The following is a 25,067-nucleotide window of genomic DNA, read 5'->3' on the forward strand; positions in this document are numbered from 1 at the left end:
GTCGGGGGGACAATGCCATCCTGATTTGACTCCTTCACAGCTTTTCCTAAGCGAGCGAAAGTGACCCCCGCCTATACCGTTCCCACGCTGCTCCGACCGGCTTACTGCGCCGCCGCGGCGGGTGTGCTGGGCCAGGTCGCGTTCCCGCTGGCGTCGGGCTCAGCGCGGGATGTGCTGACGGTCGGCACGGTGCTGCTGCTGGCGGCGGCCTGCCTGCTGCACGCGGCCGCGACCGGCGGCCCGGGATGGGCGGCGGCGGTGTTGGCGGTGACCTCGGTCGGCGGCGTCGCCGTCGAACTGCTGGGCACCGCCAGCGGATTCCCCTTCGGTGACTACGTCTACGGCGACCGGCTCGGACCGAGTGTGGGCGGGGTGCCGCTGCTGATCGGCGCGGCCTGGACGATGGGCGCCTATCCGGCCTGGTGCGCGGCCCGCCGGGTGGCGGGCCGAACCGCGGCGGTGCCGCTGGCGGCGACGGGGCTGGCGGGCTGGGACCTGTACCTGGACCCGCTCATGGTTGCCGAAGGCCACTGGCGCTGGCAGGCGGCGACACCGGCGCTGCCGGGTCTGCCGGGCATCCCCCTCGGCAACTACCTCGGCTGGCTCGGCGTCGCGCTGGTCATGTGCTGCTGTCTGGCATTGCTGGACCGGCGCCGCGACGGGCGTCCCGTCATGCCGATCGCGCTGTACTGCTGGAGTTGGCTGGGCAATGCCTGCGCCCAACTGGTTTTTCTCGGCATGCCGTTCTCCGCGGGCTACGGCTTCGCGGGTATGGGAGTACTCGGTTCGGCGGTGTTGTGGCGGATCATCACTCGCCCGGACGGGGTGAAGAGCGCAGATGCGAAATGTCGCTCCCGCGCACCCGGCACCGACCTGGCACGATGATCGGGTGCACCCTACGGTTCCCTCTCGTCGGCGGTGGCGGACGCTGCTGCTCGTCGCCCTCCTGCTGTTCACCGGACTCTCGCTGACCGGATGCCTGCGGGTGCGCGCGGCCATGGCGGTGTCGGAGGACGACCGCGTCTCCGGCGACGTCGTGATCTCCATGCGCGCCACCCGCGACGACGACCCCGGTCCGCGGCTTCAGGTTCCGCCGGAGCTGAAGAGCCGGGTGCGGGTCGAGCCGTACAAGGAGGACAAGCAGGTCGGCTCGCGGCTGATCTTCAACGGGCTGAACTTCGAGGAACTGCGGCAGTTGTCCAACAGCACCGGCAACACCCAGACCCGCTACAAGCTGTTGCTGCGGCGCAGCGGCGAACTCGTGGTGGTCGAGGGCTCGGTCGACCTGACCGGCATGCCCGCGGACCGCACCGACGTGAAGATCAAGATCAGCTTTCCCGGCGAGATCACCTCGACCAACGGCTCGGACGACGGTGGCACCGTCAGCTGGGAACCCAAACCCGGTCAGGTGACCGAACTGGCCGCCACCGCCGAATACGCAGGCACAGCCGGACGATCTTGGGTAGGGTGGCTGTTGTTGGTCTTCGCCATGGCGGGTGGAGTAGCTGTCCTCGTCGGTGTACTGGCGCTGTCCGCACATAAACGCAGTCGTCGCGCAGGCGCAGCAGAGTGAAACTCCCGGTACTCATCGGTAGCGCGCTGGCGACCGCGGGAACGATCAACGCACTGGTGAATAGGCAGTTCTTGCGACGCCCTCTGACGAATCCGCCGATCTGCCGGGACCGGGTGGCGGTCCTTGTTCCGGCACGTGACGAGGCAACGCGTATCGCATCCCTTCTCCATGACCTGCGAGCTCAGATCCACGTACCCGAGATGGAGGTGATCATTTACGACGACGACTCAACCGACAACACCTTTACCGTGGCGCGCGAGGCGATCGGCGCTGATCGCCGGTTCCGCCTGGTACGCGGCGACGGCCGACTTGTCCGGGGTTGGTTGGGCAAACCCGCCGCCTGCCAGGCCATGGCCGACCTGGTGCCGAACGCCGAGGTGCTGGTGTTCCTCGACGCCGACGTCCGGCTGTCGCGGCACGCCATCGCCGCCGCCGTGGAACTGCTGCACCGCAGCGGACTGGACCTGGTGAGCCCCTGGCCTCGCCAACTGGCCTGCTCGGTGGCCGAACGGCTGGTTCAGCCGCTGCAACAGTGGTCGTGGATGACCACGTTGCCGCTGCGGCTGGCCGAACGGTCCCCGCGGCCTGCGTTGGCCGCGGCCAACGGTCAGTTCCTGGTGCTGCGGGGCGCGGCTTACCGCGCGATGGGCGGTCACGCTGTGGTGGCCGAGGCGGTGCTGGAGGACTTGGCGCTGCTCTGGGCACTCAAGCGCAACGGCGGTCGCGGTGGGCCGGTGGACGGGTCGAGCCTGGCCCGCTGCCGGATGTACGAGGACGCACATGCGCTGCGGGCCGGGCACGGCAAGGGCCTCTGGGCGGCCTTCGGCTCACCCATGGGTGCCGCCGCGGTGTTCGCCGTGCTCGCGCTGACCTATCTGCTGCCGCCCGCCGCGGCGCTGCTCGGTCGCGGCAGGCTGCGGGCGGTAGGCATCGCGGGTTACCTGGCCGCGGTTGCCTCACGCTGGGTCTCGGCCTCGGTCGGCGGCGAGCGGACATGCCCCGACGCGTTCGCGCATCCGCTGTCGGTGCTCGCCTTCGGCGCGCTGCTGGTCGAGTCGCAGGTGAACCACCGACGCGGAGCGCTGACCTGGAAGGGTCGGCCCATCCGCTGACGGCGGCCACGCACCGACCGAGCAGCCTGTACGCGGTGGATCGCCGGGCTATCGCAGAGTGCCAAGCCTCGTCTCACGCATCGCCAGCTGCCCATCGGTCCGCCGCGACGCTCCCTTTCGTGACACCGGAGTCGGATACCTCAGGTCAGCCGGGTGTGGCGAGGCACGGGCGCGTGCGCCACCAAGCTGAAGACCTGCGTGTCGTCCGGCCAGGAGTCGCCGCTGACGACGAGGGTGCGGAAGTCGGTGCGGCAACAGTGAGTCTCACCGGCTGGGCCGGACCAGGCCAGCCTGGCCAGAACCAGCACACCCCGCACATGCCCCGGACGAAACTGCGGCCTTCAGCGGCAGGGCCGACTGCCGGCCCTTCACATCGGTCAGCGGGGCGTGGGTGCCACTCGGTGCAGGTGGCGCCCGGTCTGGGTGGCAGAGCGCTGTCGGGCGGGCAGTCGCGTTGACGCACCCACGGCGGGGCTGTTCCGGGACGCGATCACGTCGCCAAGCAGAGCCGTCTCGTCGTCGAGCAGCGCGTCGGGCACGTCGTCGAAGATCTGCAGATTCAGGTCGGTGGAGGAGCTTGCGATCACGCAGTCGACCGAGGACATGGCACGCACGAGTCGGACGTTGCCAGGGCCCGCCACCTGCCAGGCGACTTCCATGGCCAACGCGAGTCCGCGCTCGGACAACGCGGTCAGCCCACGCAGGTCCAGTACCAGGGATGGACGGCGGGGGCTGTGCTGCCGCAGCAGCAAGGTGAGCAGCTTGGGCACGGTGATCAGGTCGAGTTCACCGTCGGCGGCGATGATCACGGTGTTCCCGTGCCGCGATGTGGTCAGGTGCAGGGGTTCGGTGTCGAGCAGTTCCAGGTCATCGGGATCGGGGCAAAGAGTTTCCCTCTTCACCACCAGTGACAGCACCTGTGCGCACATCGTGCTCCTCGTAAGCTATTTGAAATTTTTTACAGTTTGACCGGGACAAACAGGACATGAGTCGTGATCTCCGGTGCGCGTCGTCAAACCTAAGCACAGCAACGCATATCGACAATACTCATCGGAAAACATATCCATACGGCGGCATAGCCCCACTAGAGACTGGCAGCCCTTTTGAATCTTGACTAAAAATGAGTACTCACCGACTGCGGAGCAATTGCGCGCAGGCGAGCAGAAGTAACGTAATTCCGACCGCGCCGGTCACCGGACCCATCCACTCGGCGTGCCTGGGCGCGATCACCGGGGCGAGCACCCCGATGCAGGTCAGCACGCATCGGCTAGGCCGCTCCCAAACGGTGAGGCGCCCGAAACCGCCGATCACCGCGCGCCATCCCTCGATCGCCACGCTGCCCACCGCGAGCACCGCGCACATCCACCACGGAACCCCGGCCAGCCCGAGTGCGGCGAACCAAGCGAGTTCGGCGATCCGGTCGGCGATCGAGTCGACCACGCGGCCGTACGCGCTCACCCGCCCGGTCGCGACCGCGACCGCACCGTCCAGACCGTCGGCGACCGCGGAGGCGATCACCAACAACACGGCGGGGACTCCGCCCGCGACGGGAGCCAGGAGCGCGAGCACGACGCCCGCTGCGGTGATGGCATCCGGCGCCACGCGCAGCCGAACGAGCGGTCGAGCCAACACCGAGATCAGCCGCAGCCATCCACGCAGCAGCGGGACCGAACCGGGGTCGATGCCGTGATGCTGCTCCCGCCAGCCCGAATGCTCAGGCACGCACCGGTGCCAGGTTGAGCCTGGTGACGACCTCACGCGTGGCCTTGGCCCGGTTCATCGTGTAGAAGTGCAGATTGGTCACGCCCTCGGCGATCAGGCGTTCGCACAGCTCAGTGGCGATGTCGATGCCCTCAGCGCGGAACGCTTTGGTGTCCTGCGCCAGCGGATCCAGCCGGTCGCGAATTGCCGCAGGCGCCTCGGCCCCGGACAGTTCGATCGTCTTGGCCAGCGTGCGCGGCGAGACCAGCGGCATGATGCCGGGCAGGATCGGCGCGTCGCAGCCGCGGGCGGCGACCCGATCCCGCAAACGGAGGAAGTCCTCGGCGGTGAAGAACAGCTGGCCGATGGCGAAGTCGGCGCCCGCCTGGAACTTCCGCACCAGGTGCCGCGTGTCGATGTCCAGGTCCGTCGAGCGGGGGTGGCCATAGGGGAAAGCGGCCACGCCGATACAGAAGTCGCCCAGCTCGCGGACCAGGTGCACGAGTTCCTCGGCGTAGGTGATGCCCTCGGGGTGCGGAATCCATTCGCCCATGGGATCGCCGGGAGGATCACCGCGGAGCGCGAGAATGTTGGAAATGCCGAGTGCGGCATACCAGCCGATCATGTTGCGCAGCTCGGAAATCGTGTGGTTGACGCCGGTCAAATGCGCCATCGCCACCAGGGTGGTTTCCTGCGCTATCCGGCCGGTCGTGCGGATGGTGAGGTCCCGGGTGGAGCCACCCGCGCCATAGGTGACCGAGACGAATGCCGGGTCCATGCGCTCCAAGTCGCGCACGGCACGCCAGAGCACCTGCTCATCCGCCGCGTCACGGGGAGACAGGAACTCCACTGAGAACACCGGCCGGTCGGTACTCAGGCGTTCCACCACCGAAACCATGAGTACAGGGTAGCGAGGGGTGATCTCGGCACGGTCCACTGTGAGGTTACGCATAACCGAACGACCCGGCTGCGCGCACCTCGAGCACAAAGCGCAGGATAAAAGGGTGAATCTCACGCCTGATGCCGATCTGCCCGGCCATGTGCACGGCGCGCTCCATCGCTTTCTCGACGAGCGCAGGACCGAGTTGGCCGAGCTGGACACCGACGTCGTCGCGGCGGCCGAGACGCTGTTCGGGTTCGTGCTGAACGGCGGGAAACGGATCCGCCCGACGTTCGCCTGGTGGGGCTGGCGGGGCGCGGGCGGCGATCCGACGAGCCCGGAAGCCCAGGGCGTGGTCACCGCGATCAGCGCTCTGGAGTTGCTGCAGGCCGCGGCGCTGATCCACGACGACCTGATGGACGACTCCCTGCTGCGCCGCGGCGAACCGACGGTGCATGTGCAGTTCGGACGGCTGCACGCCCGCGAAGGTTGGCTGGGCACTCCCGAACACTTCGGCCTCGCGGGCGCCATCCTGTTCGGCGACCTGGCGCTGACGTGGTCGGACGACATGTTCCACGTCAGCGGCCTGCCCGCGGAGACCCTGCGTAGGGCCGCCCCGGCCTGGCGGGCGATGCGCACCGAGGTACTGGCGGGCCAGTACATCGACGTGCTCACCCAGGCCCGCGGCGACGAGAGCCAGGACGCGGCGCTGCGCATCAACCGGTTCAAGACCGCCGGCTACACGGTGCGCCGTCCGCTGCTGCTCGGCGGCCTGCTCGCCGGCGCCGCCCCGGAGGTGCTGGCGGCCTACGAGCTCTTCGGCGCCGACATCGGCATGGCCTTCCAACTGCGAGACGACCTGCTCGGCGTGTTCGGCGACCCCAAGATCACCGGCAAGCCCGCGGGTGACGACCTCCGGGAGGGCAAGCGCACCCTGCTGGTCTCCCTGGGCCTCGAACTCGCCGCCGACAACCCGACCGCGGCGCAAGCTCTGCGCGACGCGATCGGCAACAGGGAACTGTCCGAAGCCGAGGTGGACGGCGTCCGGGACCTGCTGGTCTCCCTCGGCGCCGTCGACGCGGTGGAAGGCCGAATCGACCAACTCACCGAATCGGCGCTCTCGGCGCTGACCACCACCGCGATCTCCCCCGACGCCGCCGCCCAACTGGCCGACCTGGCCATCACGGCGACCAAGCGCAACCACTGACCCGTGACCGCACTGCGGGGCGCAGCGAAGACCGTGGCGGGGCCGACCGACCACGTGGTGATCGTGGGAGCGGGGCTGGCCGGGCTGTCGGCGGCGCTGTACCTGCTCGGTGCGGGGCGCGAAGTCATCGTGATCGAGCGGGCGGAGCACCCCGGCGGCAGGGCGGGCAGGCTGGATCTGGACGGCTACCGCATCGACACCGGGCCGACCGTGCTGACCATGCCCGATCTCGTCGAGCACGCCATGGCCGCGGTCGGGGAACGGTTGGCCGACCATCTCGACCTCGTCCCGCTGCACCCGGCGTACCACGCGCGGTTCGCCGACGGCTCGGCGCTGCGGGTGCACACCGACGCCGGTGCGATGGCCGAGGAGATCCGGGGGTTCGCCGGGCCGAAGGACGCCGCGGGGTACCGCGAGCTTCGGGAGTGGCTGACCGGGCTGTACCGGGCGCAGATCGGGCGGTTCATCGGCGGGAACTTCGACTCGCCGCTGGACCTGCTGGGACGCGACCTCGCGCGGCTGGCGGCGCTCGGCGGGTTCGGCAGGCTGGCGCCCTCCGTTGGCAGGTTCATCGCCGACGAACGGCTCCGCAGGGTGTTCACGTTCCAGTCGCTGTACGCGGGCGTCGCACCGCACAAGGCCCTGGCCGCCTACGCGGTGATCGCCTACATGGACACCGTCGCGGGCGTGTACTTCCCGCGCGGCGGGATGCGCACGCTGCCGGAGGCACTCGCCGCCGCGGCCGCCAAGCACGGGGCGAAGCTGCACTACGGGCGCTCGGTCGAACGGCTGGAGCGCACCGGCGGGCGCATCACCGGAGTGATCACCCACGACGGCGGGCGAATCGGCTGCGACGCCGTGGTCCTCACGCCCGACCTGCCGGTGAGCTACCGGCTGCTGGGACGCACCCCGCGCAGGCCGCTGCCGCTGCGCTGGTCGCCCTCCGCCGTGGTGCTGCACCTGAGCGGGGACACCCGGCTGCCGCACCACCTGATCTCCTTCGGCGGCGCCTGGAAACGCACCTTCCGCGAAATCATCGACGAGGGCACGCTCATGAGCGACCCGTCGTTGCTGGTCACCACCCCGACGGTTACCGACGCGAGCCTGGCGCCCGACGGCAAGCAACTGCACTACGTGTTGGCGCCCTGCCCGAACCTGCGCACCGCGCCCATTGACTGGGCACGCGTCGGCCCGCGGTACGCCGAAGAGCTGCTCACGCGATTGGACCTGAGGGCCGACGTGCAGCGGATCGTCACGCCCGCCGACTGGGCCGCCGAGGGGCACGCCGCGGGGACGCCGTTCTCGGCGGCGCACACCTTCGCCCAGACCGGACCGTTCCGGCCGGGCAACCTGCCGGGTGGGAACGTGGTGCTCGCGGGGTGCGGGACGGTGCCGGGGGTGGGGATTCCGCCCGCGCTGATCTCCGGACGGCTGGCCGCCGAACGAATCGCCGGGCGGCGCCCGATCGAGTGATCATCGGCGACACGGGTGCGCGAGTGTTTGCGCTGTTCGTGGCGTCGAACCAAGAATTTTCAAACATCACACCTCTGAAGCCACAGGCGGACACGCGGCGGTAACAACGTCTGTGCCACCATTGACATCGCGATGTCGACTACCTCGTCCGCCCCTCCGAGAAGCGCCGGGACTGACCCGGTGCTCTCTTCGCGCACCCTGCCCACGGCTGTTCCGACCCGTCGTGCGCGGGTGTCGGCGAGCACGTTGGCGCTGGGTGTGGTCGCCTCGGTGCTGTTGGCCTTCGGGGCTGTCGGCGCGGGCGGCATCCTGGTGCGCGATCCGCTGCTGTCGGGCAGCCCGCTGACCTGGGTTCGGTTCGGGCACGGTCAGGACCTGGCCACCTTCGTGATCTACGCGGGTGTGGCGTTGATGATCCTGGCGTGGGTGCGGCTGGGCCGGGAGGTCCGGCTGGATCAGGTGCGCGCCCGCGGCGTGCTCACCGCGATCGCGGCGTGGACGCTGCCGCTGCTGTTCGCGCCGCCGCTGTTCAGCCGCGACGTCTACAGCTACCTCGCACAGGGCAACCTGGCGCTGCACGACCTCGACCCCTACCAGGTCGGCCCCTCCGCCGCGCCGGGTCCGCTCTCGGACAACGTCAGCTGGGTCTGGCAGAACACGCCCGCCCCCTACGGACCGGTGTTCGTGCTGGTCGCCAAGGCCACCGTGTGGCTGACCGGGGACAGCCTCATCGGCGGCGTGATCGTGATGCGGCTGGCCATGCTGGTCGGCCTCGCGCTGCTCTGCTGGTCGTTGCCGGTGCTGTGCCGCCACCTCGGCGGGCGGCTGTCGGTGGCGCTGTGGCTGGTCGCCGCGAACCCGCTGATGCTGGTGCACCTGACCGGCGGCCCGCACAACGACCTGCTGATGATCGGCCTGATGGCCACCGGCATGGCGCTGGCACTGGACCGGCGGCACGCCTGGGGCGTCGTGGCGATCACCCTGGCGGTGGCGGTGAAGGCCACCGCGATCGTGGCGCTGCCGTTCCTGGTGTGGATCTGGGCAGCCCGCAAGACCGGCTCGCCGCTGTCCCGGTTCATCCGCGCCACCATCCTCAGCGTGGGCACCGCGCTGGGCACGTTCACCGCGTGCACGCTGCTCGCCGGGGTCGACCTGGGCTGGATCGGCGCGCTGCGGGAGTCCTCGGCGATCGTGAACTGGCTGTCGGTGCCGACCGGGGTCTCGCAGATCGCGCACTGGTTCACCAACCTGTTCTTCGACGCCAACGAGGACACGTTCCTCACCATCGGCCGCGCGATCGGGGCGCTGGTGCTGCTGGTCATCGCGGTGAAGCAGTGGTGGGCGGCCCGCGATGGCGGACCCGACGCCGTGCGCCGCGCCGCGATCGTGCTGCTGGCGGTCGCCGCGTTGTCGCCGCAGACGCTGCCCTGGTACTTCAGCTGGCCGCTGGTGCTGGCCGCGGCGCTGGCGTGGAGCACGCCTGCGTTGATGGCGGCGGTATGCGGCTCGGTGTGGTTGCTGCTGGTGACCTACCCGACCGGCGCGACCGCGCTGTACGACTGGGGCTACCTGCTCATCGCGTTCGCGGTGTCTGTGCTGGCCGCGGTCTCCCTGGTCAAGGTGGATCCGCTGGGGCTGCGCCGAACCCGCACCGCCGAGTGAGCGGCGGTCCCGACGAGCGCCTGCGCGCCTCCTACCGCCACTGCCGCGCGCTGCACGCCCGGCACGGCCGGACCTACTACCTGGCCACCCGTCTGCTGCGGCCTGCCCAGCGGGCAGCAGTGCACGCCCTGTACGGCTTCGCCCGCTGGGTGGACGACCTGGTGGACGAGTCGCCCGACCCGTCGGCGCGCGGTACGCAGCTTGACGAGGTGACCCGCCTGGTGAGGCCCGCCTTGGCGGGGCCGGTCGACCACCCGGTGCTGGCCGCGCTGGGCGACACGGCGCGCCGGTACGAGATCGACCCGCGGTACTTCACCGACTTCCTGACGGCCATGCGGATGGACCTGGAGGTCTCCGAGTACGCCGACCTGGACGCGCTGCACGACTACATGCACGGCTCCGCGGCCGTGATCGGCCTCCAGCTCCTGCCCGTGCTCGGCACCACCTGTCCGCGCGGCGAGGCGGAGCCGTACGCGGCGGCGCTGGGGGTGGCTTTCCAGTTCACCAACTTCCTCCGCGACGTCGGCGAGGACCTCGACCGCGGCCGGATCTACCTGCCCGGCGACGAGCTCGCACGGTTCGGGGTGGACCGTGAGCTGCTGGTGTGGTGCCGCCGCACCGGCCGTCAGGACGAGCGGGTGCGGCGGCTGCTGGCATGGTTGGTCGAGGTCGCGCACGGCATGTACCGGCAGGCCGAACCAGGCGTGGCGTTGCTGGCCGGGCCGAGCCGGGTCTGCGTGGCCACCGCGTTCACCCTGTACCGGGACATCCTGGACGAGATCACCCTCGCCGACCACCACGTGCTGCACCGCCGCGTGCGGGTCGGCGCGGCGCGGCGGCTCGCCGTCGCGGTGCCCGCGGCGGGCAGGGTGCTGGTGGAGAGGGTGCGCGCTAGAAGCTCATCGCCTGCGCTCGTCGCTTGATCTCCCGGGCGCGGTTGGAGCGCAGCACCTCGATGGGCGTGCCGGGAAGCGACTCGTCCATGGTGAACAGCCAGCGCAGGATCTCATCGTCGCTGTAGCCGCCGTCGCGCAGCAGCGTCACGGTGCCGGACAGGCCCTTGACGATGCCCTCCTCCGAGAGGAAGACCGCGGGTACCGCGATCATGCCGTCACGGCGCACGGCGAGAAGCTGGCCTTCACGCAACAGTTGATGGACACGGGTAATCGGCTGATCGAGCCGCTCGGCCACGTCGGGTAGCGGAAGCACCTCGACGTCGGCATCCAATACGTCCGATGCGACTGGGATGGAACTCACGTCATAAACATTGCCACAGGTAGTACGGCGATGCCGAGCAAATTGGCGCCACCTGAACGAATCAACTCACCCAGTCCGTACGATCTGGATGTGGAGCAGCGGACGGTCGGTCTGGTCGGCTCGGTACTCGAACGGCGGTACCGGGTTGACAGCCTGATCGCGCGCGGCGGCATGTCCACCGTCTACCGCGGGCTGGACATGCGGTTGGACCGGCCGGTGGCGATCAAGGTGATGGACTCCCGGCTGTCCGGACAGCCCGCCTTCGTGGACCGCTTCGTGCAGGAGGCCCGCACCGTCGCCCGGCTGCACCACCCCGGCGTGGTGGCCGTGCACGACCAGGGCGTGGACCGCAGCCCCGACGGCGACCAGGTGTTCCTGGTCATGGAGCTCATCGAGGGCGGCACGCTGCGCGATGTGCTGCGCGAGCAGGGCAGGCTCTCCCCCGCCCAGGCTTTGGCGGTGTTGGAGCCGGTGCTGTCCGCGCTGGCCGCCGCGCACCGCGCGGGCCTGGTGCACCGCGATGTGAAACCCGAGAACGTGCTGATCAGCAGCAGCGGCGCGGTGAAGGTCGCGGACTTCGGCCTGTCCAGGGCCATCGCCGACTCCAATGCCACCAGCGACCAGCTGATCCTGGGCACCGTCGCCTACCTCTCCCCCGAGCAGGTCACCACCGGTCTGGCCAATGCGCGCAGCGATGTGTACGCGGCGGGCATCGTGTTGTTCGAGATGCTCACCGGGGTGCCGCCCTACAGCGGGGACAGCCCCATGTCGGTGGCGTACCGGCATGTGAACGAGGCGGTCCCGACGCCGAGCAGCCTGGCGCCGGATGTGCCTTCGGCGCTGGACGAGATCGTCGCGGGCGCCACCCAGCGCCAGCCCGACCTGCGGCCTGCCGATGCCGCGCAGTTCCTGCTGGGTGTACAGCGGGTGCGGGCGGTGCTCGGCCTGGAACGGGCCTCGGTGCCGCTGCCAGCGGCCGCCGCGGCCGTGCCGCCCGACCCACCGCCGGTCCCGGAGCCGCCGACCAACCGCATCGCGTACTCCGTACCACCGAACCCGTCCGTGCCGCCCGGTTACGCGGGCCCGCGCGGCACGATGGCGCTGCCGCTGGCCGACCCGCCGACGGAGAACCTGCCGAAGGTGCCCGCGCACCGGTCGCCGGAGGACGAGCGGCGCCGCGCCCGCAGGGCGTTCATCACCTGGACCGCGTCCATCACCTGCCTTGGGGTGCTCATCGCGCTGCTGGCCTGGTGGATGGGTTCCACCCGCTGGGTGGAGGTGCCCGCCGTGCAGGGCATGGACCGGGCAGCGGCCACCCAGGCGCTGGAGGAGCGCGAACTGGTGGTCGAGGTCGTGAACCGGTACGACGACGGCGTTGCCGCAGGCAAGGTGATCGGCTCCGACCCCGGAGGCGGTACCAACGAACTGCGCGGGTCGACGGTGAAGCTGTTCGTCTCGATCGGCAAGCCCAAGGTGCCCAACGTGCCCGCGGGCAGCGATGTCGCCGATGCCGAAGAGGCGATCAAGGCGGCGCAGCTGACCTCGCGGCGCGGTGACGAGGTCTTCGACAACGCCGTGCCCGCGGGCAAGGTGTCCCGGCTGGAACCGGGCCCCGGCTCGACGCTGAGCATCGGCGCACCGGTCACGATCATCGTCAGCAAGGGCCGCGAGCCGATCCCGGTGCCGAACGTGATCGGCATCCCCAAGGACCAGGCGTTCGCCGCGCTCCAGCAGGCGGGCTTCCAGCCGTTCGTGATCGCCGAGGAGTTCTCCGACGACGTCGAGGGCGGCAACGTCATCCGCACCGACCCCAAGGCGGGCACCAAACCGTCCGACGGCCGCGTCGGCCTGGTGATCTCCACCTCGATCAAGATCCCCAACCTGCTCGGCCAGGACGTCCAGCAGGCCAGGGCACAGCTACAGCAACTCGGCCTGAACGTCCGCCTCAACGGCTTCGCGGGCGGCGGCCGGGGCGCCGTGATCGGCCAGTTCCCGCTGCCCGGCACCCTGGTCCGACGCGGCGAGACCGTCACCCTCACCACGTTCTTCTAAAGCGCCTTCTCGGGCTTTCCCGCCGCCGAAGCGCCATAATGATCTAGTGACAGCTCGTGCGGTATTGGTGACGGGAGCGTCCGGCGGGATCGGCGCGGCGATCGCGCACGCCTTCGCGGCGAATGGCGACCGGGTCGGGGTGCACTACGGATCTTCGCGGGAGCAGGCCGAGGCCGTGCTCGCGGCGCTGCCCGGCGAGGGCCATGTTGCGCTGCGCGCCGACGTCGGCGACCCCGAGCAGGCCTGGCAGTTGGTCGAGCAGGCGCGGGAGCGGCTCGGCGGGCTCGACGTGCTGGTCAACAACGCGGGCGTGGGCACCCCGCACCAGCCGATCCTGGAATGCTCCTACGAGCAATGGCAGGAGGGCTGGCAGCGGCTGGTGTCGGTCAACCTGCTCGGCGCGGCGAACCTGAGCTACTGCGCCGCCAACCACCTGCCGTCGGGCGGCCGGATCGTCAACGTCGGCTCGCGGGCGGCCTACCGCGGGATGCCGCGGTCGCCCGCGTATGCGGCGACCAAGGCCGGTCTGCATGCTCTCGGGCAGTCGCTGGCGGTGGCGCTGGCGCCGCGGGGCATCGGGGTGGCCGCTGTCGCGCCGGGCGTGGTGGACACCGGGATGGCGCTGCCGTACTTCCAAGACGAGGACGGCGGCGAGTCCTTCCGCGCGCAGAGCGGCTTACACCGGGTCGCCAAGGCCGAGGAGGTCGCCGCGGCCGTGCTGTACCTGGCCTCGCCGCTGGCGGAATTCACCACCGGCGCGGTGCTGGACCTGAACGGAGCGTCCTACCTGCGATGATGGATCACGCCGCCGCGCGGCGCTTCGCCGCGGAATGGGCCGCCGACTGGGCCTCCCGCGACCTGGACCGGATCATGCGGCACTACGCCGAGGACGTGGTGTGGCGCTCGCCGATGGTTGCGCGGCTGCTCGGCACGGACGGCGTCATCCGGAGCCGGGACGCGCTGCGCGCCTACTTCGCCGAGGGCCTGCGGCAGATCCCCGACCTGCACCACGAGGTGCTCGGCGTCTACGTCGGCATCGACCAGCTAGTGATCAACTTTCGGAACCAGGCGGGTGGGCTGGTCAACGAGGTGCTCACCTTCCGCGGCGGCGAGATCGTCGAGGGCGCGGGCACCTACCTCAGCGGGCGATGAGGTCGATCCGCACGCCGTCGTCGTCGCGGACACCGAACACGCTGTCGCGGCCCTTCTGCCAACCCGAGGGTGCGAGGAAGAACCGGTCGTCGGCCTGACCAGCATGCGCATCCCGAACCGTTGCGCCTCGTTGGCTATCGCGCGGCGAGGAGTTCGGAGACCTTGACGGGCTTGAGGCCCTTGGCGCGCAGGCCCTCGATGATGCGGGGCAGGGCTTTCGGGGTGAGGGGGGCGGTGCCGAGGGTGGAGTGCAGGACGATGATCGAACCGGGCTTGGCCTTGTCGACCGAGTTGCGCACCACGGTGTCGACGTCGGTGCCGAAGGCGTCGCCGCTGATCACGTCCCACTGGATGGCGGTCAGCCGCAGCGGGCCGAGGGCGGCCAACGCGTCGGGGTCGTGGCAGCCGCCGGGGAAGCGGAAGTAGGGCACCGGGTTGGGCAGCCGCTTCTGAATCGCCTCGTAGGAGCGCCGCACATCGGCCGCCATCTGGCTCCGCGGCACCGTGGCCAGGCCGTAGCAGGGTTCGGCGAAGGCGCGGTGGGAGTAGGAGTGGCTGCCCGCCTCGAAGCGCGGATCGGCGGCGATGCGCCGGGTGGTCTCCGGATACACCTCCACCCACATGCCGGTCAGGAAGAACGTGGCGGGCGTGTCCATCCGCTGTAGGACGTCCACGACCTCCTTGCCGTCATACGACGGCACCTGGCGGGTTTCCAGGCGGTGCTTCATCGCCTCGGTCATGTCCGAGTCGAAGGTCAGCGCGACCATGCCGGAACTCCGGCTGCCGTGCTCCACCACGGGCATCCGGCCCGCCGGGCCGGGCGGCGGGGTGGCGACCGGCGTGGCCGAGGGCGCCGACGTGCCTGCGACGGTGGGGGCGGTGGTCGGCGGAGCGGAGGCCGGGGCGGGTGCCTCAGCTGAACAGGCGACGGCGGCGAGCACCAGCCCCAGCGCCGCCGCCGTGCGGAGTACGGAGCTCAGGACCGGAGCATTTCCGCGACGAGGAAGGCCAGCTCCAGCGACTGCTGGGTGTTCAGCCGCGGGTCGCAGGCGGTCTCGTACCGGCCGTGCAGGTCGTTGTCGGAGATCTCCTGGGCGCCGCCGAGGCATTCGGTGACGTCCTCACCGGTCAGCTCGATGTGGATACCGCCGGGGTGGGTGCCCAGCCCGCGGTGCACCTCGAAGAAGCCCTGCACCTCGTCGACGATGCGGTCGAAGTGCCGCGTCTTGTAGCCGGTGGTCGACTCGTGGGTGTTGCCGTGCATGGGGTCGCACTGCCAGATCACCTGGTGGCCGGAGGCGGTCACCTTCTCCACGATGGGCGGCAGCACATCGCGGACCTTGGTGTTGCCCATGCGGCTGATCAGCGTGAGCCTGCCGGGGACGTTGTGCGGGTCCAGCCGCTCCACGTACTCCACGGCCAGCTCGGGCGAGGTGCCGGGGCCGATCTTGAGGCCGATCGGGTTGGCCAGCAGCTCGGCGAAGGCGATGTGCGCGCCGTCCAGCTGGCGGGTGCGCTCGCCGACCCACAGGAAGTGCGAGGACAGGTCGTAGAGCTTGCCGTCCTCCAGCCGCAGCATGGCCCGCTCGTAGTCGAGCACCAGCGCCTCGTGGCTGGCGTAGAACTCCACCGTGTGCAGGCTGGAGTCGTCCACCCCGCAGGCGGACATGAAGCGCAGGCCGCGGTCGATCTCGTTGGCCAGCGCCTCGTAACGGGCACCGGCGGGCGAGTTCAGCACGAAGTCGCGGTTCCAGTCGTGCACTCGCGTCAGGTCGGCGTGCCCGGCGCTGGTCAGCGCGCGCAGCAGGTTCATCGCCGCGCCCGCGTTGGCGTAGGCGCGGATCATCCGCGACGGGTCGTGCACGCGCGCCTCGGGTGTCGCCACCAGCGAGTTGATCATGTCGCCGCGGTAGGAGGCGAGGCCGAGAGCGTCGGTGTTGGAGGAGCGGGGCTTGGCGTACTGGCCCGCGATCCGGCCGACCTTGACCACCGGCATGCTGGCGCCGTAGGTGAGCACCACGGCCATCTGCAGCAGCGTGCGGATGTTGCCGCGGATATGCGGCTCGGTGTTGTCGGCGAAGGTCTCGGCGCAGTCGCCGCCCTGGAGCAGGAAGGCGTTGCCGCGGGCCACGTCGGCGAGGCGCTCGCGCAGCCGGTCCACCTCGGAGGGCACCGTGACCGGCGGCACGCTCTCCAGCACCGTGCGAACGTTGCGGACCTGCTCGGGGTGCGGCCAGCTCGGCTGCTGCGCCGCGGGCCGCGCGAGCGCGTCGTCCAGCTTGCCGCGCAGCTCGGCCGGGAGCGGCGGCAGTTCGGGGAGGGTGTCCACCGGGACGTCAACTGTCCAGTTCACGACGCCAAGAGTATTCGGTCCCGCCACCGGGTTTGCGGCTGGGAGGCCTCTCTCACGTCGTGAGATGCGGAACTGTCATAGCTGCCTGCCGAGCTTGACGGATGCAGTTGTGTACCGATCAAGGTCAGCGACTCGTCGCGGACTTCACCGTCGAGCCCGCGGTTGATCATTTCGCCCTGGTCATCGCAGAGTGTCGGCGGAAGGAATGAGCACCTGACCGCGGTGTCCTATCGCTACCGGGTACCAGGAACCGGCGGCGTAACACGTTCGTTGTAACGTCAACTGGCACCCAGCGTAAGGAGAACCGGTGGAGATCAGCAGCATCATCGGGGCGGTCATCATTGGCCTGGTCATCGGTGCGCTGGGGCGGCTGGTGGTGCCCGGCAAGCAGCGGATGGGCTGCATCTCGACGATGCTGGTCGGCATCCTCGCCGCGTTGCTCGGCACGTTCATCGCCAGCCGCTTGGACCTCGCCGCGACGGACGGCATCGACTGGATCGAACTGGCCATCCAGGTCGGCTTGGCGGCGCTGGGCGTCGCGGCATTGGCGGGCGGAACCCGGTCGCGGCGGCGCTGAGTCGCATCCATCGGAGCATCACGGCAAAGCGGGCACTTGCGCGGTCGGAGCACCGGCCTGGCTGCGCTGCGTGTCCGCTTTGATCCGTTTGGCTTCTGAACACACGTCCTTTAGGTAGTCCTCACCGCCGACTCTTGGCGATCAGCCGCTCAGCCAACATGCTGATTCGACGGTGACGAGATCCGCGTGGCCCGTCTCATTGCCGCTTCCGGGCGTGGGCTCGTACCAACGAATGTCGAACACCATTCACTTTTACTCAGAAGGAGTATGGCGTGGCGTCCGCGCATGCGCATGGGTTGCAGGCGATCGCCGCGACGAGTTTCCCCATTGGGAATTTCCGACTCGACAGGCGGAGGTGTGGTCTCCTGTTCGGATATTGATCCTCCCATCCACCCACGCGAGTGATCGGAAACAATCCCCACCCCTCGTCACAGAAAACCTGGCGTCATGTCGGATTTTGCTTCGCTTCGTGCTTTTTATGTGGACGACATAACTTCTGAGCCCAGCCGATTTCACATCTGGGAGCGAGGGGAGGCGGTGGGCGATTCGGTCACGCCTGCCACCTACTCCCCCGCATATCGCAAATGGATCACCGACGTGGTGCGCGAGTTGCTGGATGAGTACTCGGGGTTGCTCAGCGTGGGTTGCGGCAATGCCGCCGTCGAGGCGGAGCTGCTCGACGACTGCCGGGTGCTGGCGATGGACCTGATGCCGGAGGCGGTTGAGCTGGCGCGGCTCAAGAATGTCGCCACCGTCGTCGGGGATCTCCGCACCTGGACGCCGCCCGCCGGTCCGTGGCACGTCGTCTTCGCCGACGGCGTGCTCGGGCATCTTTACGAACCGGGCGCGCTGCCCGTGCTGGGTCGGCTGCACGCATGGCTGGCGCCGGGCGGGCACGTCGTGGTGTCCATGGACGGTCCGCGCAACGGTCGCTTCACCGAACCGCATCCCGACGCCCCCGGCTTCCAGTGGCTGTCCGCGGAGTTTCTCGCGGTGCAGTTGCGCGACCACGGTTTCCTCGACATCGCCTCGGCGTTCTTCACCTATGAGCGGCCCTGCTCCGGGGCTCAGGACCGGGTGGTGCTGACGGCACGCAAGGCAGGTGCTTGATGGCGCGGTTGCTGCTTCCCGAACCCCGCAGCTCAGAACCGGCGGCCCGGCGGGTCACCGTGTTCGGGATCGTCACCGGACCGCCCGACGGGAGCGCGTTGCAGGCGGGTGTGTCCGCGTTGGAGGTACGAGCGGACCTGATGACCGAGGCCGAGGTGGCGCGCTGGCGGCGCGAGTTCACCGGCACCCGACTGTTCTCGCTGCGCAGCGCGCCCGCGGGCGGGGCCAGCACCGAGTCGGACAGCGTGCGCCACGCCAGGCTGCTGACAGCCGCCAGCCACGGCGACCTGGTCGACCTTGAGGCGGGTCGGGACCTCGCGCTGCTCAGCCAGATTCCGCACCACCAGCGAGTGATCTCGGCGTTTCCGTCCACATCGGACCTGTCGTCGCTGCGCAGGCTCCGCAACGACCTGCTGACGCTGCCGGCGCGGCTGTGTCGGCTGGCGCCGCTGGCGGGCTCCACGGCGCAGGCGCTGGTCGCGTCGAAGCTGTTGCAGGAGGCGGGGCGGGACAACTTCACCGCGTTCGCCCGCGGGCCTGCGGGCACCTGGACGAGGGTGCTGGCGGCGCGATTCGGCGCCAGGGTCGCCTTCGGCAGGCTGCGGCGGGGTGACGGCGATCTGTGGACGCCGACCGCGGCGCAGTTGTTGGGCGACTATGACGTCAAGGCCATCGCCAGGGTGGACCGGCTGTACGGGGTCGTCGGCGGGCAGGTGCGCAATGCGCTGTCGCCGCGACTGCACAACGCGGGCTACCGCGCGTTGGGGATTTCGGCGCGGTACCTGCCGTTCACGGCGGCGGAACTGCCGATGACGCTGGTCGCGTTGAGCACCGGCTTGGCCGAGATCGGACTCCCGCTGCTGGGGCTGTCGGTTCAGGCGCCGCACAAGGATGCGGCGCTCGAGTTGGCGGGCGAAGCCAGCGCGCTGGCTCGCCGGTGCGGGGCGGCGGGCATGCTGCTGCGTCGGGGCAACGGTTGGTGGGCGGATGTGGAGGCGGCCGGTGTGGTGGCGACGCTGACCCGGCACGGGGTGACCCTCGGCGGGCGGAAGACCGCGGTGATCGGCTGCGGCGGTGCGGGCCGTGCGGCTGCGGTCGGGTTGAAGCTGGCCAAGGCCAAGGTGACGCTGGTCAACCGCGATGCGGCGAAAGGAAGGCAGGCCGCGGCGCGGCTTGGACTGCCCTTCGTTCCACTGCGGGAATTCCGGCCCGAGGAGTATTCGCTGGTGGTGAGTGCTGTTCCGGTGATGGACGAGTTGCTGTTCCGCCCGTCGCGACCGGATGGGATGGTGTTGGACCTGGTGTGTGGTGAGACGGAGACCGCGCTGGTGGCGGCAGCTCGGCATGCCGGGCTGCTGGCGCTCGACGGACGGGAGGTGCTGGCGACGGAAGGCAGCCGCCAGTTCCGTCTGATGACCGGCCACGGCCTGCCGCCGAAGATTGTGGGCGCCGCGCTGGATCGGGCGGTCTCGGTGGGGTGAAGCGCTTGCAGGATGACAAAACAATCCTCGAGTTGCCTTTGAGAACGGAGAGTGGCGTTGTCATCCCGGATGCACACTGCCGCATCGCGTGGGCGGAGCAATTGGGCAGGAGCGCCACCGAGGTCTCGCACCTCGAGAACAGCCTACGCGGCGAGACCGCAGTAACTCCCACAACTTCTTTCCGCTTGCGGAGCCAAGTTTCGAGAGCAACGAGGATCTGCGTATCCATCGCAACGAGTACTTCGGCTATACCGTGGTGCCAAGTCCCGCGCCGACCCGATCGAGAGTCCTACTCCAGGGCTGTAAACAGAGGATTTCGTTCGAGGTGGAGTTGGTCGAGCCGTTCGGCGACGAACCACTACGCCGACTACGACCTGGCCACGGTGGAGAGCGGGAATACAAGTGGAGCGGCTGGGATGAGCTCATCGAGAAACCGCAGCCGACGTGAATCTGCATCAAGTCACGAACAGTCGATCCAACTGCGCGTCCAGCAGTTGGACGGCTGTCTCCGGTGGGTAGCGGCTGGACAGGACATGGAAGGTCAGGCCGTCGGCCAACGCGAACAGCAGGGTCGCATCGGCCTCGGGATTGCTTGAGGCGCTGTCGGCCAACTGCTCCACCAGGTAGGCCACGCCTTGGCGGTGGCCGTCCGAGAGATACGCCGCCACCCGTTCGTCCAACGGGGCCTTCGCCAAGAAAGACAGGAACACCTGGGCTTCCAGGCGGCGTTCCGCATCCAGCGGCAGCGACTCCAAGAACACCGCGCGCACCCGCTCGCGTGGTGACCCGCAGTCCGCCAGCCTCCTGGCCATCCGGGCGCCGACCTGTTCGGTCATGCTGCTCAACGCGAAGTGCAGCAACTCGTCCTTGTCCTTGAAGTAGTGCTGCACCATCCCCATCGACACGCCCGCCTCTGCGGCGACGTGTCGCAGCGTGGCCTCCTCCAGCCCCCGCCCGCTGATCACCCGCCACACCGCATGCGCCAACTCGCGTCGTCGCGCCCCGTGATCCACCTGCTTCGGCAACCTCACCACTCCGTTCCAATGCACTCGCATTGCAACCCTGATACAATGCGAGTGCATTGTAATAGAGAGGGGTACAAGATGGGGCGAGGACAACGCCTGTGGAACTGGGCCAGCCGGAACAGCCGCTGGACCGAGCGATGGGACGGCGAGCTGGGCCGCATCATTCGCCGTGAGCTCGACATCCAGCCGGGACACCGCGTGCTGGAGGTGGGCTGCGGCACCGGGCCGAACTTCGCCGGGCTGCGCGATGCCGTCGGACCGGACGGTCATGTGCAGGGCATCGACATGAGCACCGGCATGGTCGAACAAGCGAGAGCCCGAATCGCGCAGCACGGCTGGGCCAACGTGGACGTCGAGCAGGCCGACGCGACGACCCTGGACTACCCGCCTGAGGCCTTCGATGTGGCGGTCGCCTGCTTCGCGATCAGCGCCACCCACGATGTACCGGCCGTGGTCGAGGGGGTCTACTCGGCGCTGCGGCCGGGCGGCAAGCTGTTCGTCATCGACATGCGGCTGGTGCCCAGCGGAGCGATCACTCCGCTGATCCACGCACTGCGCTGGCTCTACCGCCGTCTCGCGGGCTGGACCGGGGTCGACGTGCTGGAGACCATCCGGTACCGCTTCGACGCCGTCGAACTCGTGCGGCCCGACGGCGGACGCTACACGCAACTGCGGCCGTGGCCGCCGTTGACGATGCTGGTGGCGGAGAAGAAGGCGTCCGTCAGTCCTGGTTGAGGACGAGTTCCAGGGTCTTGGCCCAATGGCGGGCGATCTTCTTGCGGCGCTTGCTGTCGTCGGACAGCACGTTCGCCAGGCCGAGGCCGCGCGCCAGGTCCAGAGTGGCCTGGACGGTCTCGCGGACGCCAGGCTTGGACTCGTCGGCGCCCAACAGGTCCACCGCGGCGCGGTGGGCGGCGCGGCCGACCCAGGCCTCGACCGAGACGATGCGATTGCGCAGGGCCTCCTCTACCGAGGCCGCCACCCAGAGTTGGAGGGCGGCGCGGAAGAGGGGGCCGGTGTAGACCTCGAACAGCATGTCCACGATGGCTTCGGTGCGGGCGCCGCCGGTGGGCAGGCGGGCCACCGCGCTGGTGATCTCCGCCAGCCGCACCTCGGTCATGTGCTCGATCACCGCGGCGAACAGGTCTTCCCTGGTCGGGAAGTGGTGCTGGGCGGCGCCGCGGGACACGCCCGCCCGTTCCGCGACCAGCGACACCGTGGTCCCCGACCAGCCGAGCTCGGCAAGGCATTCCGCGGCGGCCGCCAGCAGCCGCTGCCGGGTGGCACGGCTGCGGTCCTGCTGGGGCCTGCGGAAGGCTAGCTCGGTCATGCGCGCAAGCCTACGAAACGCGCCCGTAGGACTTGGGCAGGCCGAGGCTGTACTGGGCAACGAAGTTGAGGATCATCTCCCGGCTGACCGGCGCGACCCGGCCGACGCGGGCGGCGTTGATCAGCGGCGCCAGGCCGTACTCGGCGGTCAGGCCGTTGCCGCCGAGGGACTGCACGGCCTGGTCGATGACGCGGATGCTGGCCTCGGCGGCGGCGTACTTGGCCATGTTCGCGGCCTCGCCCGCGGCCATGTCGTCGCCCGCGTCGTAGAGCGCCGCGGACTTCTGCATCATCAGCTTCGCCAGTTCCAGCTCGATCTTCACCGTGGCCAGCGGGTGCGCCAGGCCCTGGTGCGCGCCGATCGGCGTGCCCCAGACGTTGCGCTCCTTGACGTAGGCCACCGCCTTGTCGAGTGCGTAGCGGCCCATGCCGATGCCGAACGCGGCGGCCATGATCCGCTCCGGGTTCAGGCCCGCGAACAGTTGCAGCAGGCCCGCGTTCTCGTCGCCGACCAGCGCGTCGGCGGGCAGCCGCAGGTCGTCGATGAACACCTGGAACTGCCGGTCCGGCATGATCAGTTCCATGTCGATGGGCTTGTACTCCAGGCCAGGCGAGTCCAGCGGCACCACGAACAGGGCGGGCTTGAGCTTGCCCGTCTTGGCGTCCTCGGTGCGGCCGACGATCATCACGTTGTCGGCGGTGTCCAGGCCGGAGATGAACACCTTGCGGCCGTTGAGGATCCAGTCGCTGCCGTCGCGGCGCGCGGTGGTGGTGATCTTGTGCGAGTTGGAACCCGCGTCGGGTTCGGTGATGCCGAACGCCATGATCGTGGAGCCGTCGGCCAGCGGCGGCAGCCACCGCTGCTTCTGCTCTGGCGTGCCGAAGCGGGAGATCACCGAACCGCAGATGGACGGCGACACGATCATCATCAGCAGCGGGCTGCCGGTGGCGCCCAGCTCCTCGCTGACCAGCGCGAGGTCATACATGCCGCCGCCACCGCCGCCGTACTCGACGGGCAGGTTGACGCCGAGGTAGCCGAGCTTGCCCGCCTCGTGCCACAGCTCCAGCACGTCCTCTTTGGCCTTGGACTTGCGCATGAAGTACTCGTAGCCGTATTTGTTGCCGAGTTCGCGCACCGCGGCCCGCAGCGCCCGCTGTTCGTCCGTCTCGATGAAGCTCATGATTCCTCCACAGTGACTACCGCGAGCACGGTGCCCATCTCAACCTGTTGTCCTGCCTGCACATTCAGCTCGTCCACGACCCCTGCCGCGGGTGCGGCCACGGCGTGTTCCATCTTCATCGCCTCCAGCCACAGCAGCGGCTGACCGGCATCGACCTTCTCGCCGGGGGCGACGGCGACGCGGAGCACCGTGCCGGGCATGGGCGCCACCAGCGATCCCGGCGCCACCAGCGTGGCGGGGTCGGGGAAGCGCTCCACCGTTCGCAGTGTCACCGCGCCCAGCGGCGAGTCCACGCACACCAGGCCCTGGTAGCGCGCGACGTCGAACGTCCGCCGCACGCCCGAGATGTCCAGCGCGACCTGCTCGGGTGCGAGGCTGATCAACGCGACGTCCGGGTGCCCCTCGGCGGTCAGCCCGCCGCGGCCGAGCACATAGGACACCTCGTGTTCGCCGGTGGCGGAGGTGAACTGCTTGCGTTGCGGCTGTGACCGCACGTTGCGCCACCCGCTGGGGAACCCGCCCGCGTTGACGCGGTTGGCCGCCGCGGTCGCGAGTGCCGCCGCGAGTGCGCCGAGCGCCTCGGTGTCCTTGTCCGCCAGCGGTTCGGTCAGGGCGTGCCTGTCGAAGAAGCCGGTGTCGGTATCGCCCGCCAGGAACGCCGGATGACGCAGCACCCGGACCAGCAGGTCGCGGTTGGTGGTCAGACCGTGCACCTTCGCAGCACTCAGCGCGGCGGCCAGGCGGCGGGCCGCTTCGGTGCGGGTGGGCGCCCAGGAAATGACCTTGGCCAGCATCGGGTCGTAGTGCACGCCCACCGCGTCGCCGTCCACCACACCGGAGTCCAGCCGCACGCCGGGGCGGTCGAGCAGGCCGAACTCGGTGGTCACGCCGGGCACCGAGAGCCGGTGCAGGGTGCCGCTCTGCGGGCGCCAGTCGTGGGCGGGGTCCTCGGCGTAGAGGCGCACCTCGATGGAGTGGCCGCGGTGCACGGGCGGGTCGGCGGGCAGGCGTTCGCCCTCGGCGACGGCCAGTTGCAGGGCGACCAGGTCCAGGCCGGTGGTGCATTCGGTGACCGGGTGCTCGACCTGAAGGCGGGTGTTCATCTCCAGGAAGAAGAACCGGCCGCTGTCGTCGGCGAGGAACTCCACCGTGCCCGCACCGACGTAGCCGACGGCCTTGGCGGCGGCGCGGGCCGCTTCGTACAGCCGGGCGCGCATCGCGGGCAGCCGCTCCACCAGCGGTGACGGCGCCTCCTCCACGACCTTCTGGTGGCGGCGCTGGATGGAGCACTCCCGCTCCCCCACCGCCCACACCGTGCCGTGCCGGTCGGCGAGCACCTGCACCTCGATGTGGCGGCCGTTCTCCAGATACGGCTCGCAGAACACCGTCGGGTCGCCGAAGGCCGACGCCGCCTCGGCCTGCGCGGCCTCAAGCTGCGACGGCAGGTCGGCGAGGCTGCGCACGATCCGCATCCCGCGCCCGCCGCCACCGGCGGAGGCCTTCACCAGCACCGGCAGGTCGGACTCGGCTGGACTGTCCAGTTCGGACAGCACCGGCACGCCCGCTCCGCTCATGAGCTGCTTCGCGGCGATCTTGGAGCCCATCTGGTCGATGGACTCCGGGGAGGGGCCGATCCAGATCAGACCGGCCTCGGAGACGGCGCGGGCGAAACCGGCGTTCTCGGAGAGGAACCCGTAGCCGGGGTGCACCGCGTCGGCGCCCGCGTCCAGCGCTGCTTTGACCAGCAGGTCGGCCCGCAGGTACGTCTCGGCGGGCGTGTTGCCCGGCAGCCGCACCGCCGCATCGGCCTCCCGCACGTGCGGGGCGTTCGCGTCGGCGTCGGAGTACACCGCCACCGTGGAAATGCCCAGTTCCCGGCAGGTGCGGAAGACGCGGCGGGCGATCTCACCGCGGTTGGCGACCAGCACACTCGTGATCATCT

General features: G+C 69.7%; 25 protein-coding genes. 14 read left to right on the top strand and 11 right to left on the bottom strand.

Annotated elements, in window-relative coordinates; translation table 11 throughout:
- The first annotated feature begins 60 nt into the window (after positions 1 to 60).
- From ACU6XJ_RS01960 to ACU6XJ_RS01970, 3 genes are read left to right on the top strand one after another with little or no spacing between them, the layout of a single operon-like run.
- The gene (locus tag ACU6XJ_RS01960; RefSeq protein WP_476306224.1) at positions 61 to 885 is read left to right on the top strand and encodes a carotenoid biosynthesis protein; all 825 of its coding nucleotides are present in this window, start codon (positions 61 to 63) and stop codon (positions 883 to 885) included.
- Positions 886 to 889: 4 nt separating this feature from the next.
- Positions 890 to 1,573, top strand: coding sequence for a DUF3153 domain-containing protein (locus ACU6XJ_RS01965; protein ID WP_476306226.1), 684 nt, complete (start codon positions 890 to 892; stop codon positions 1,571 to 1,573).
- A complete protein-coding gene (locus tag ACU6XJ_RS01970) occupies positions 1,570 to 2,685 on the top strand; it encodes a glycosyltransferase family 2 protein (RefSeq protein WP_476306227.1) in 1,116 nt (371 codons plus the stop codon). The genes ACU6XJ_RS01965 and ACU6XJ_RS01970 overlap by 4 nt, the downstream gene beginning before the upstream one ends.
- 140 nt (positions 2,686 to 2,825) lie before the next feature.
- Here ACU6XJ_RS01970 and ACU6XJ_RS01975 read toward each other — a convergent pair whose 3' ends face one another.
- From ACU6XJ_RS01975 to ACU6XJ_RS01990, 4 genes are all read right to left on the bottom strand, one after another.
- Positions 2,826 to 2,993 (bottom strand): hypothetical protein, encoded by a 168-nt coding sequence (locus ACU6XJ_RS01975; protein WP_476306229.1) that lies wholly within the window; start codon positions 2,991 to 2,993, stop codon positions 2,826 to 2,828.
- A 69-nt stretch (positions 2,994 to 3,062) separates the two neighbouring features.
- Positions 3,063 to 3,614: an STAS domain-containing protein gene (locus ACU6XJ_RS01980; protein WP_476306230.1), complete on the bottom strand. Its 552-nt coding sequence runs from the start codon at positions 3,612 to 3,614 to the stop codon at positions 3,063 to 3,065.
- Between the two features lie 199 nt (positions 3,615 to 3,813).
- Entirely contained in the window at positions 3,814 to 4,407 is a 594-nt protein-coding gene (locus tag ACU6XJ_RS01985; protein ID WP_476306231.1) for a CDP-alcohol phosphatidyltransferase family protein, read from the bottom strand.
- The gene (locus ACU6XJ_RS01990) at positions 4,400 to 5,284 is read right to left on the bottom strand and encodes a methylenetetrahydrofolate reductase (RefSeq protein ID WP_476306233.1); all 885 of its coding nucleotides are present in this window, start codon (positions 5,282 to 5,284) and stop codon (positions 4,400 to 4,402) included. Before ACU6XJ_RS01990 ends, ACU6XJ_RS01985 begins: the two co-directional genes overlap by 8 nt.
- 106 nt (positions 5,285 to 5,390) lie before the next feature.
- Here ACU6XJ_RS01990 and ACU6XJ_RS01995 point away from each other — a divergent pair, with 106 nt between their 5' ends.
- The 4 genes from ACU6XJ_RS01995 (at position 5,391) to ACU6XJ_RS02010 (ending at position 10,531) form a co-directional block, all read left to right on the top strand.
- A complete protein-coding gene (locus ACU6XJ_RS01995; RefSeq protein ID WP_476306236.1) occupies positions 5,391 to 6,473 on the top strand; it encodes a polyprenyl synthetase family protein in 1,083 nt (360 codons plus the stop codon).
- A gap of 3 nt (positions 6,474 to 6,476) precedes the next feature.
- The gene (crtI, locus tag ACU6XJ_RS02000) at positions 6,477 to 7,946 is read left to right on the top strand and encodes a phytoene desaturase family protein (protein WP_476306238.1); all 1,470 of its coding nucleotides are present in this window, start codon (positions 6,477 to 6,479) and stop codon (positions 7,944 to 7,946) included.
- Positions 7,947 to 8,177: 231 nt separating this feature from the next.
- Positions 8,178 to 9,608 carry a polyprenol phosphomannose-dependent alpha 1,6 mannosyltransferase MptB gene (gene mptB / locus ACU6XJ_RS02005; RefSeq protein ID WP_476306239.1) on the top strand — a complete coding sequence of 477 codons (1,431 nt, stop codon included), beginning with the start codon at positions 8,178 to 8,180 and terminating at the stop codon, positions 9,606 to 9,608.
- Positions 9,605 to 10,531 carry a phytoene/squalene synthase family protein gene (locus tag ACU6XJ_RS02010; RefSeq protein ID WP_476306241.1) on the top strand — a complete coding sequence of 309 codons (927 nt, stop codon included), beginning with the start codon at positions 9,605 to 9,607 and terminating at the stop codon, positions 10,529 to 10,531. Before mptB ends, ACU6XJ_RS02010 begins: the two co-directional genes overlap by 4 nt.
- Here the strand turns inward: ACU6XJ_RS02010 and ACU6XJ_RS02015 are convergent.
- Complete coding sequence (locus ACU6XJ_RS02015; RefSeq protein ID WP_476306243.1) at positions 10,500 to 10,865, bottom strand: Rv2175c family DNA-binding protein; 366 nt, start codon at positions 10,863 to 10,865, stop codon at positions 10,500 to 10,502. The genes ACU6XJ_RS02010 and ACU6XJ_RS02015 overlap by 32 nt on opposite strands.
- A 90-nt stretch (positions 10,866 to 10,955) precedes the next feature.
- Between ACU6XJ_RS02015 and ACU6XJ_RS02020 the strand changes: the two genes are divergently transcribed.
- The 3 genes from ACU6XJ_RS02020 to ACU6XJ_RS02030 are packed head-to-tail and all read left to right on the top strand — an operon-like array spanning position 10,956 to position 14,069.
- The gene (locus ACU6XJ_RS02020; RefSeq protein WP_476306244.1) at positions 10,956 to 12,917 is read left to right on the top strand and encodes a Stk1 family PASTA domain-containing Ser/Thr kinase; all 1,962 of its coding nucleotides are present in this window, start codon (positions 10,956 to 10,958) and stop codon (positions 12,915 to 12,917) included.
- Between the two features lie 46 nt (positions 12,918 to 12,963).
- On the top strand, positions 12,964 to 13,713 hold the full coding sequence (locus ACU6XJ_RS02025) for an SDR family NAD(P)-dependent oxidoreductase (RefSeq protein ID WP_476306246.1): 750 nt from the start codon (positions 12,964 to 12,966) through the stop codon (positions 13,711 to 13,713).
- Positions 13,710 to 14,069 carry a nuclear transport factor 2 family protein gene (locus ACU6XJ_RS02030; protein ID WP_476306248.1) on the top strand — a complete coding sequence of 120 codons (360 nt, stop codon included), beginning with the start codon at positions 13,710 to 13,712 and terminating at the stop codon, positions 14,067 to 14,069. The genes ACU6XJ_RS02025 and ACU6XJ_RS02030 overlap by 4 nt, the downstream gene beginning before the upstream one ends.
- Positions 14,070 to 14,203: 134 nt before the next feature.
- Here ACU6XJ_RS02030 and ACU6XJ_RS02035 read toward each other — a convergent pair whose 3' ends face one another.
- The gene (locus ACU6XJ_RS02035) at positions 14,204 to 15,010 is read right to left on the bottom strand and encodes a polysaccharide deacetylase family protein (protein WP_476306250.1); all 807 of its coding nucleotides are present in this window, start codon (positions 15,008 to 15,010) and stop codon (positions 14,204 to 14,206) included.
- A 35-nt stretch (positions 15,011 to 15,045) separates the two neighbouring features.
- A complete protein-coding gene (locus ACU6XJ_RS02040; protein WP_476306251.1) occupies positions 15,046 to 16,422 on the bottom strand; it encodes a class II 3-deoxy-7-phosphoheptulonate synthase in 1,377 nt (458 codons plus the stop codon).
- A gap of 307 nt (positions 16,423 to 16,729) precedes the next feature.
- Between ACU6XJ_RS02040 and ACU6XJ_RS02045 the strand changes: the two genes are divergently transcribed.
- The 3 genes from ACU6XJ_RS02045 (at position 16,730) to ACU6XJ_RS02055 (ending at position 19,590) form a co-directional block, all read left to right on the top strand.
- Complete coding sequence (locus tag ACU6XJ_RS02045) at positions 16,730 to 16,999, top strand: GlsB/YeaQ/YmgE family stress response membrane protein (RefSeq protein ID WP_476306252.1); 270 nt, start codon at positions 16,730 to 16,732, stop codon at positions 16,997 to 16,999.
- A 537-nt stretch (positions 17,000 to 17,536) separates the two neighbouring features.
- Positions 17,537 to 18,109, top strand: coding sequence for a class I SAM-dependent methyltransferase (locus ACU6XJ_RS02050; RefSeq protein WP_476306253.1), 573 nt, complete (start codon positions 17,537 to 17,539; stop codon positions 18,107 to 18,109).
- The gene (locus ACU6XJ_RS02055; RefSeq protein WP_476306254.1) at positions 18,109 to 19,590 is read left to right on the top strand and encodes a type I 3-dehydroquinate dehydratase; all 1,482 of its coding nucleotides are present in this window, start codon (positions 18,109 to 18,111) and stop codon (positions 19,588 to 19,590) included. The genes ACU6XJ_RS02050 and ACU6XJ_RS02055 overlap by 1 nt, the downstream gene beginning before the upstream one ends.
- 455 nt (positions 19,591 to 20,045) lie before the next feature.
- On the opposite strand, the gene ACU6XJ_RS02060 is transcribed toward ACU6XJ_RS02055, so the two are convergent.
- Positions 20,046 to 20,621, bottom strand: a complete 576-nt coding sequence (locus ACU6XJ_RS02060; protein ID WP_476306255.1) for a TetR/AcrR family transcriptional regulator — start codon at positions 20,619 to 20,621, stop codon at positions 20,046 to 20,048.
- Between the two features lie 72 nt (positions 20,622 to 20,693).
- On the opposite strand from ACU6XJ_RS02060, the gene ACU6XJ_RS02065 reads away from it, so the two are divergent.
- The gene (locus ACU6XJ_RS02065; RefSeq protein WP_476306257.1) at positions 20,694 to 21,350 is read left to right on the top strand and encodes a class I SAM-dependent methyltransferase; all 657 of its coding nucleotides are present in this window, start codon (positions 20,694 to 20,696) and stop codon (positions 21,348 to 21,350) included.
- Here the strand turns inward: ACU6XJ_RS02065 and ACU6XJ_RS02070 are convergent.
- Genes ACU6XJ_RS02070 through ACU6XJ_RS02080 form a run of 3 tightly spaced genes read right to left on the bottom strand, consistent with a single transcriptional unit; the run spans position 21,337 to position 25,065 of the window.
- The gene (locus ACU6XJ_RS02070) at positions 21,337 to 21,945 is read right to left on the bottom strand and encodes a TetR/AcrR family transcriptional regulator (RefSeq protein ID WP_476306259.1); all 609 of its coding nucleotides are present in this window, start codon (positions 21,943 to 21,945) and stop codon (positions 21,337 to 21,339) included. The genes ACU6XJ_RS02065 and ACU6XJ_RS02070 overlap by 14 nt on opposite strands.
- Before the next feature lie 10 nt (positions 21,946 to 21,955).
- Positions 21,956 to 23,125, bottom strand: a complete 1,170-nt coding sequence (locus ACU6XJ_RS02075) for an acyl-CoA dehydrogenase family protein (RefSeq protein ID WP_476306261.1) — start codon at positions 23,123 to 23,125, stop codon at positions 21,956 to 21,958.
- The gene (locus ACU6XJ_RS02080) at positions 23,122 to 25,065 is read right to left on the bottom strand and encodes an acetyl/propionyl/methylcrotonyl-CoA carboxylase subunit alpha (protein ID WP_476306263.1); all 1,944 of its coding nucleotides are present in this window, start codon (positions 25,063 to 25,065) and stop codon (positions 23,122 to 23,124) included. Before ACU6XJ_RS02080 ends, ACU6XJ_RS02075 begins: the two co-directional genes overlap by 4 nt.
- Between the last annotated feature and the right edge of the window lie 2 nt (positions 25,066 to 25,067).

Source organism: Actinorectispora metalli, assembly GCF_056323685.1.

Coding starts and splice junctions, on each gene's coding strand:
- ACU6XJ_RS02030 (WP_476306248.1), top strand. CDS start 13,710: ATGATGGATCACGCCGCCGCGCGGCGCTTCGCCGCGGAATGGGCCGCC.
- ACU6XJ_RS01980 (WP_476306230.1), bottom strand. CDS start 3,614: ATGTGCGCACAGGTGCTGTCACTGGTGGTGAAGAGGGAAACTCTTTGC.
- ACU6XJ_RS02055 (WP_476306254.1), top strand. CDS start 18,109: ATGGCGCGGTTGCTGCTTCCCGAACCCCGCAGCTCAGAACCGGCGGCC.
- ACU6XJ_RS01990 (WP_476306233.1), bottom strand. CDS start 5,284: ATGGTTTCGGTGGTGGAACGCCTGAGTACCGACCGGCCGGTGTTCTCA.
- ACU6XJ_RS02070 (WP_476306259.1), bottom strand. CDS start 21,945: ATGACCGAGCTAGCCTTCCGCAGGCCCCAGCAGGACCGCAGCCGTGCC.
- ACU6XJ_RS02075 (WP_476306261.1), bottom strand. CDS start 23,125: ATGAGCTTCATCGAGACGGACGAACAGCGGGCGCTGCGGGCCGCGGTG.
- ACU6XJ_RS02065 (WP_476306257.1), top strand. CDS start 20,694: ATGGGGCGAGGACAACGCCTGTGGAACTGGGCCAGCCGGAACAGCCGC.
- ACU6XJ_RS02080 (WP_476306263.1), bottom strand. CDS start 25,065: ATGATCACGAGTGTGCTGGTCGCCAACCGCGGTGAGATCGCCCGCCGC.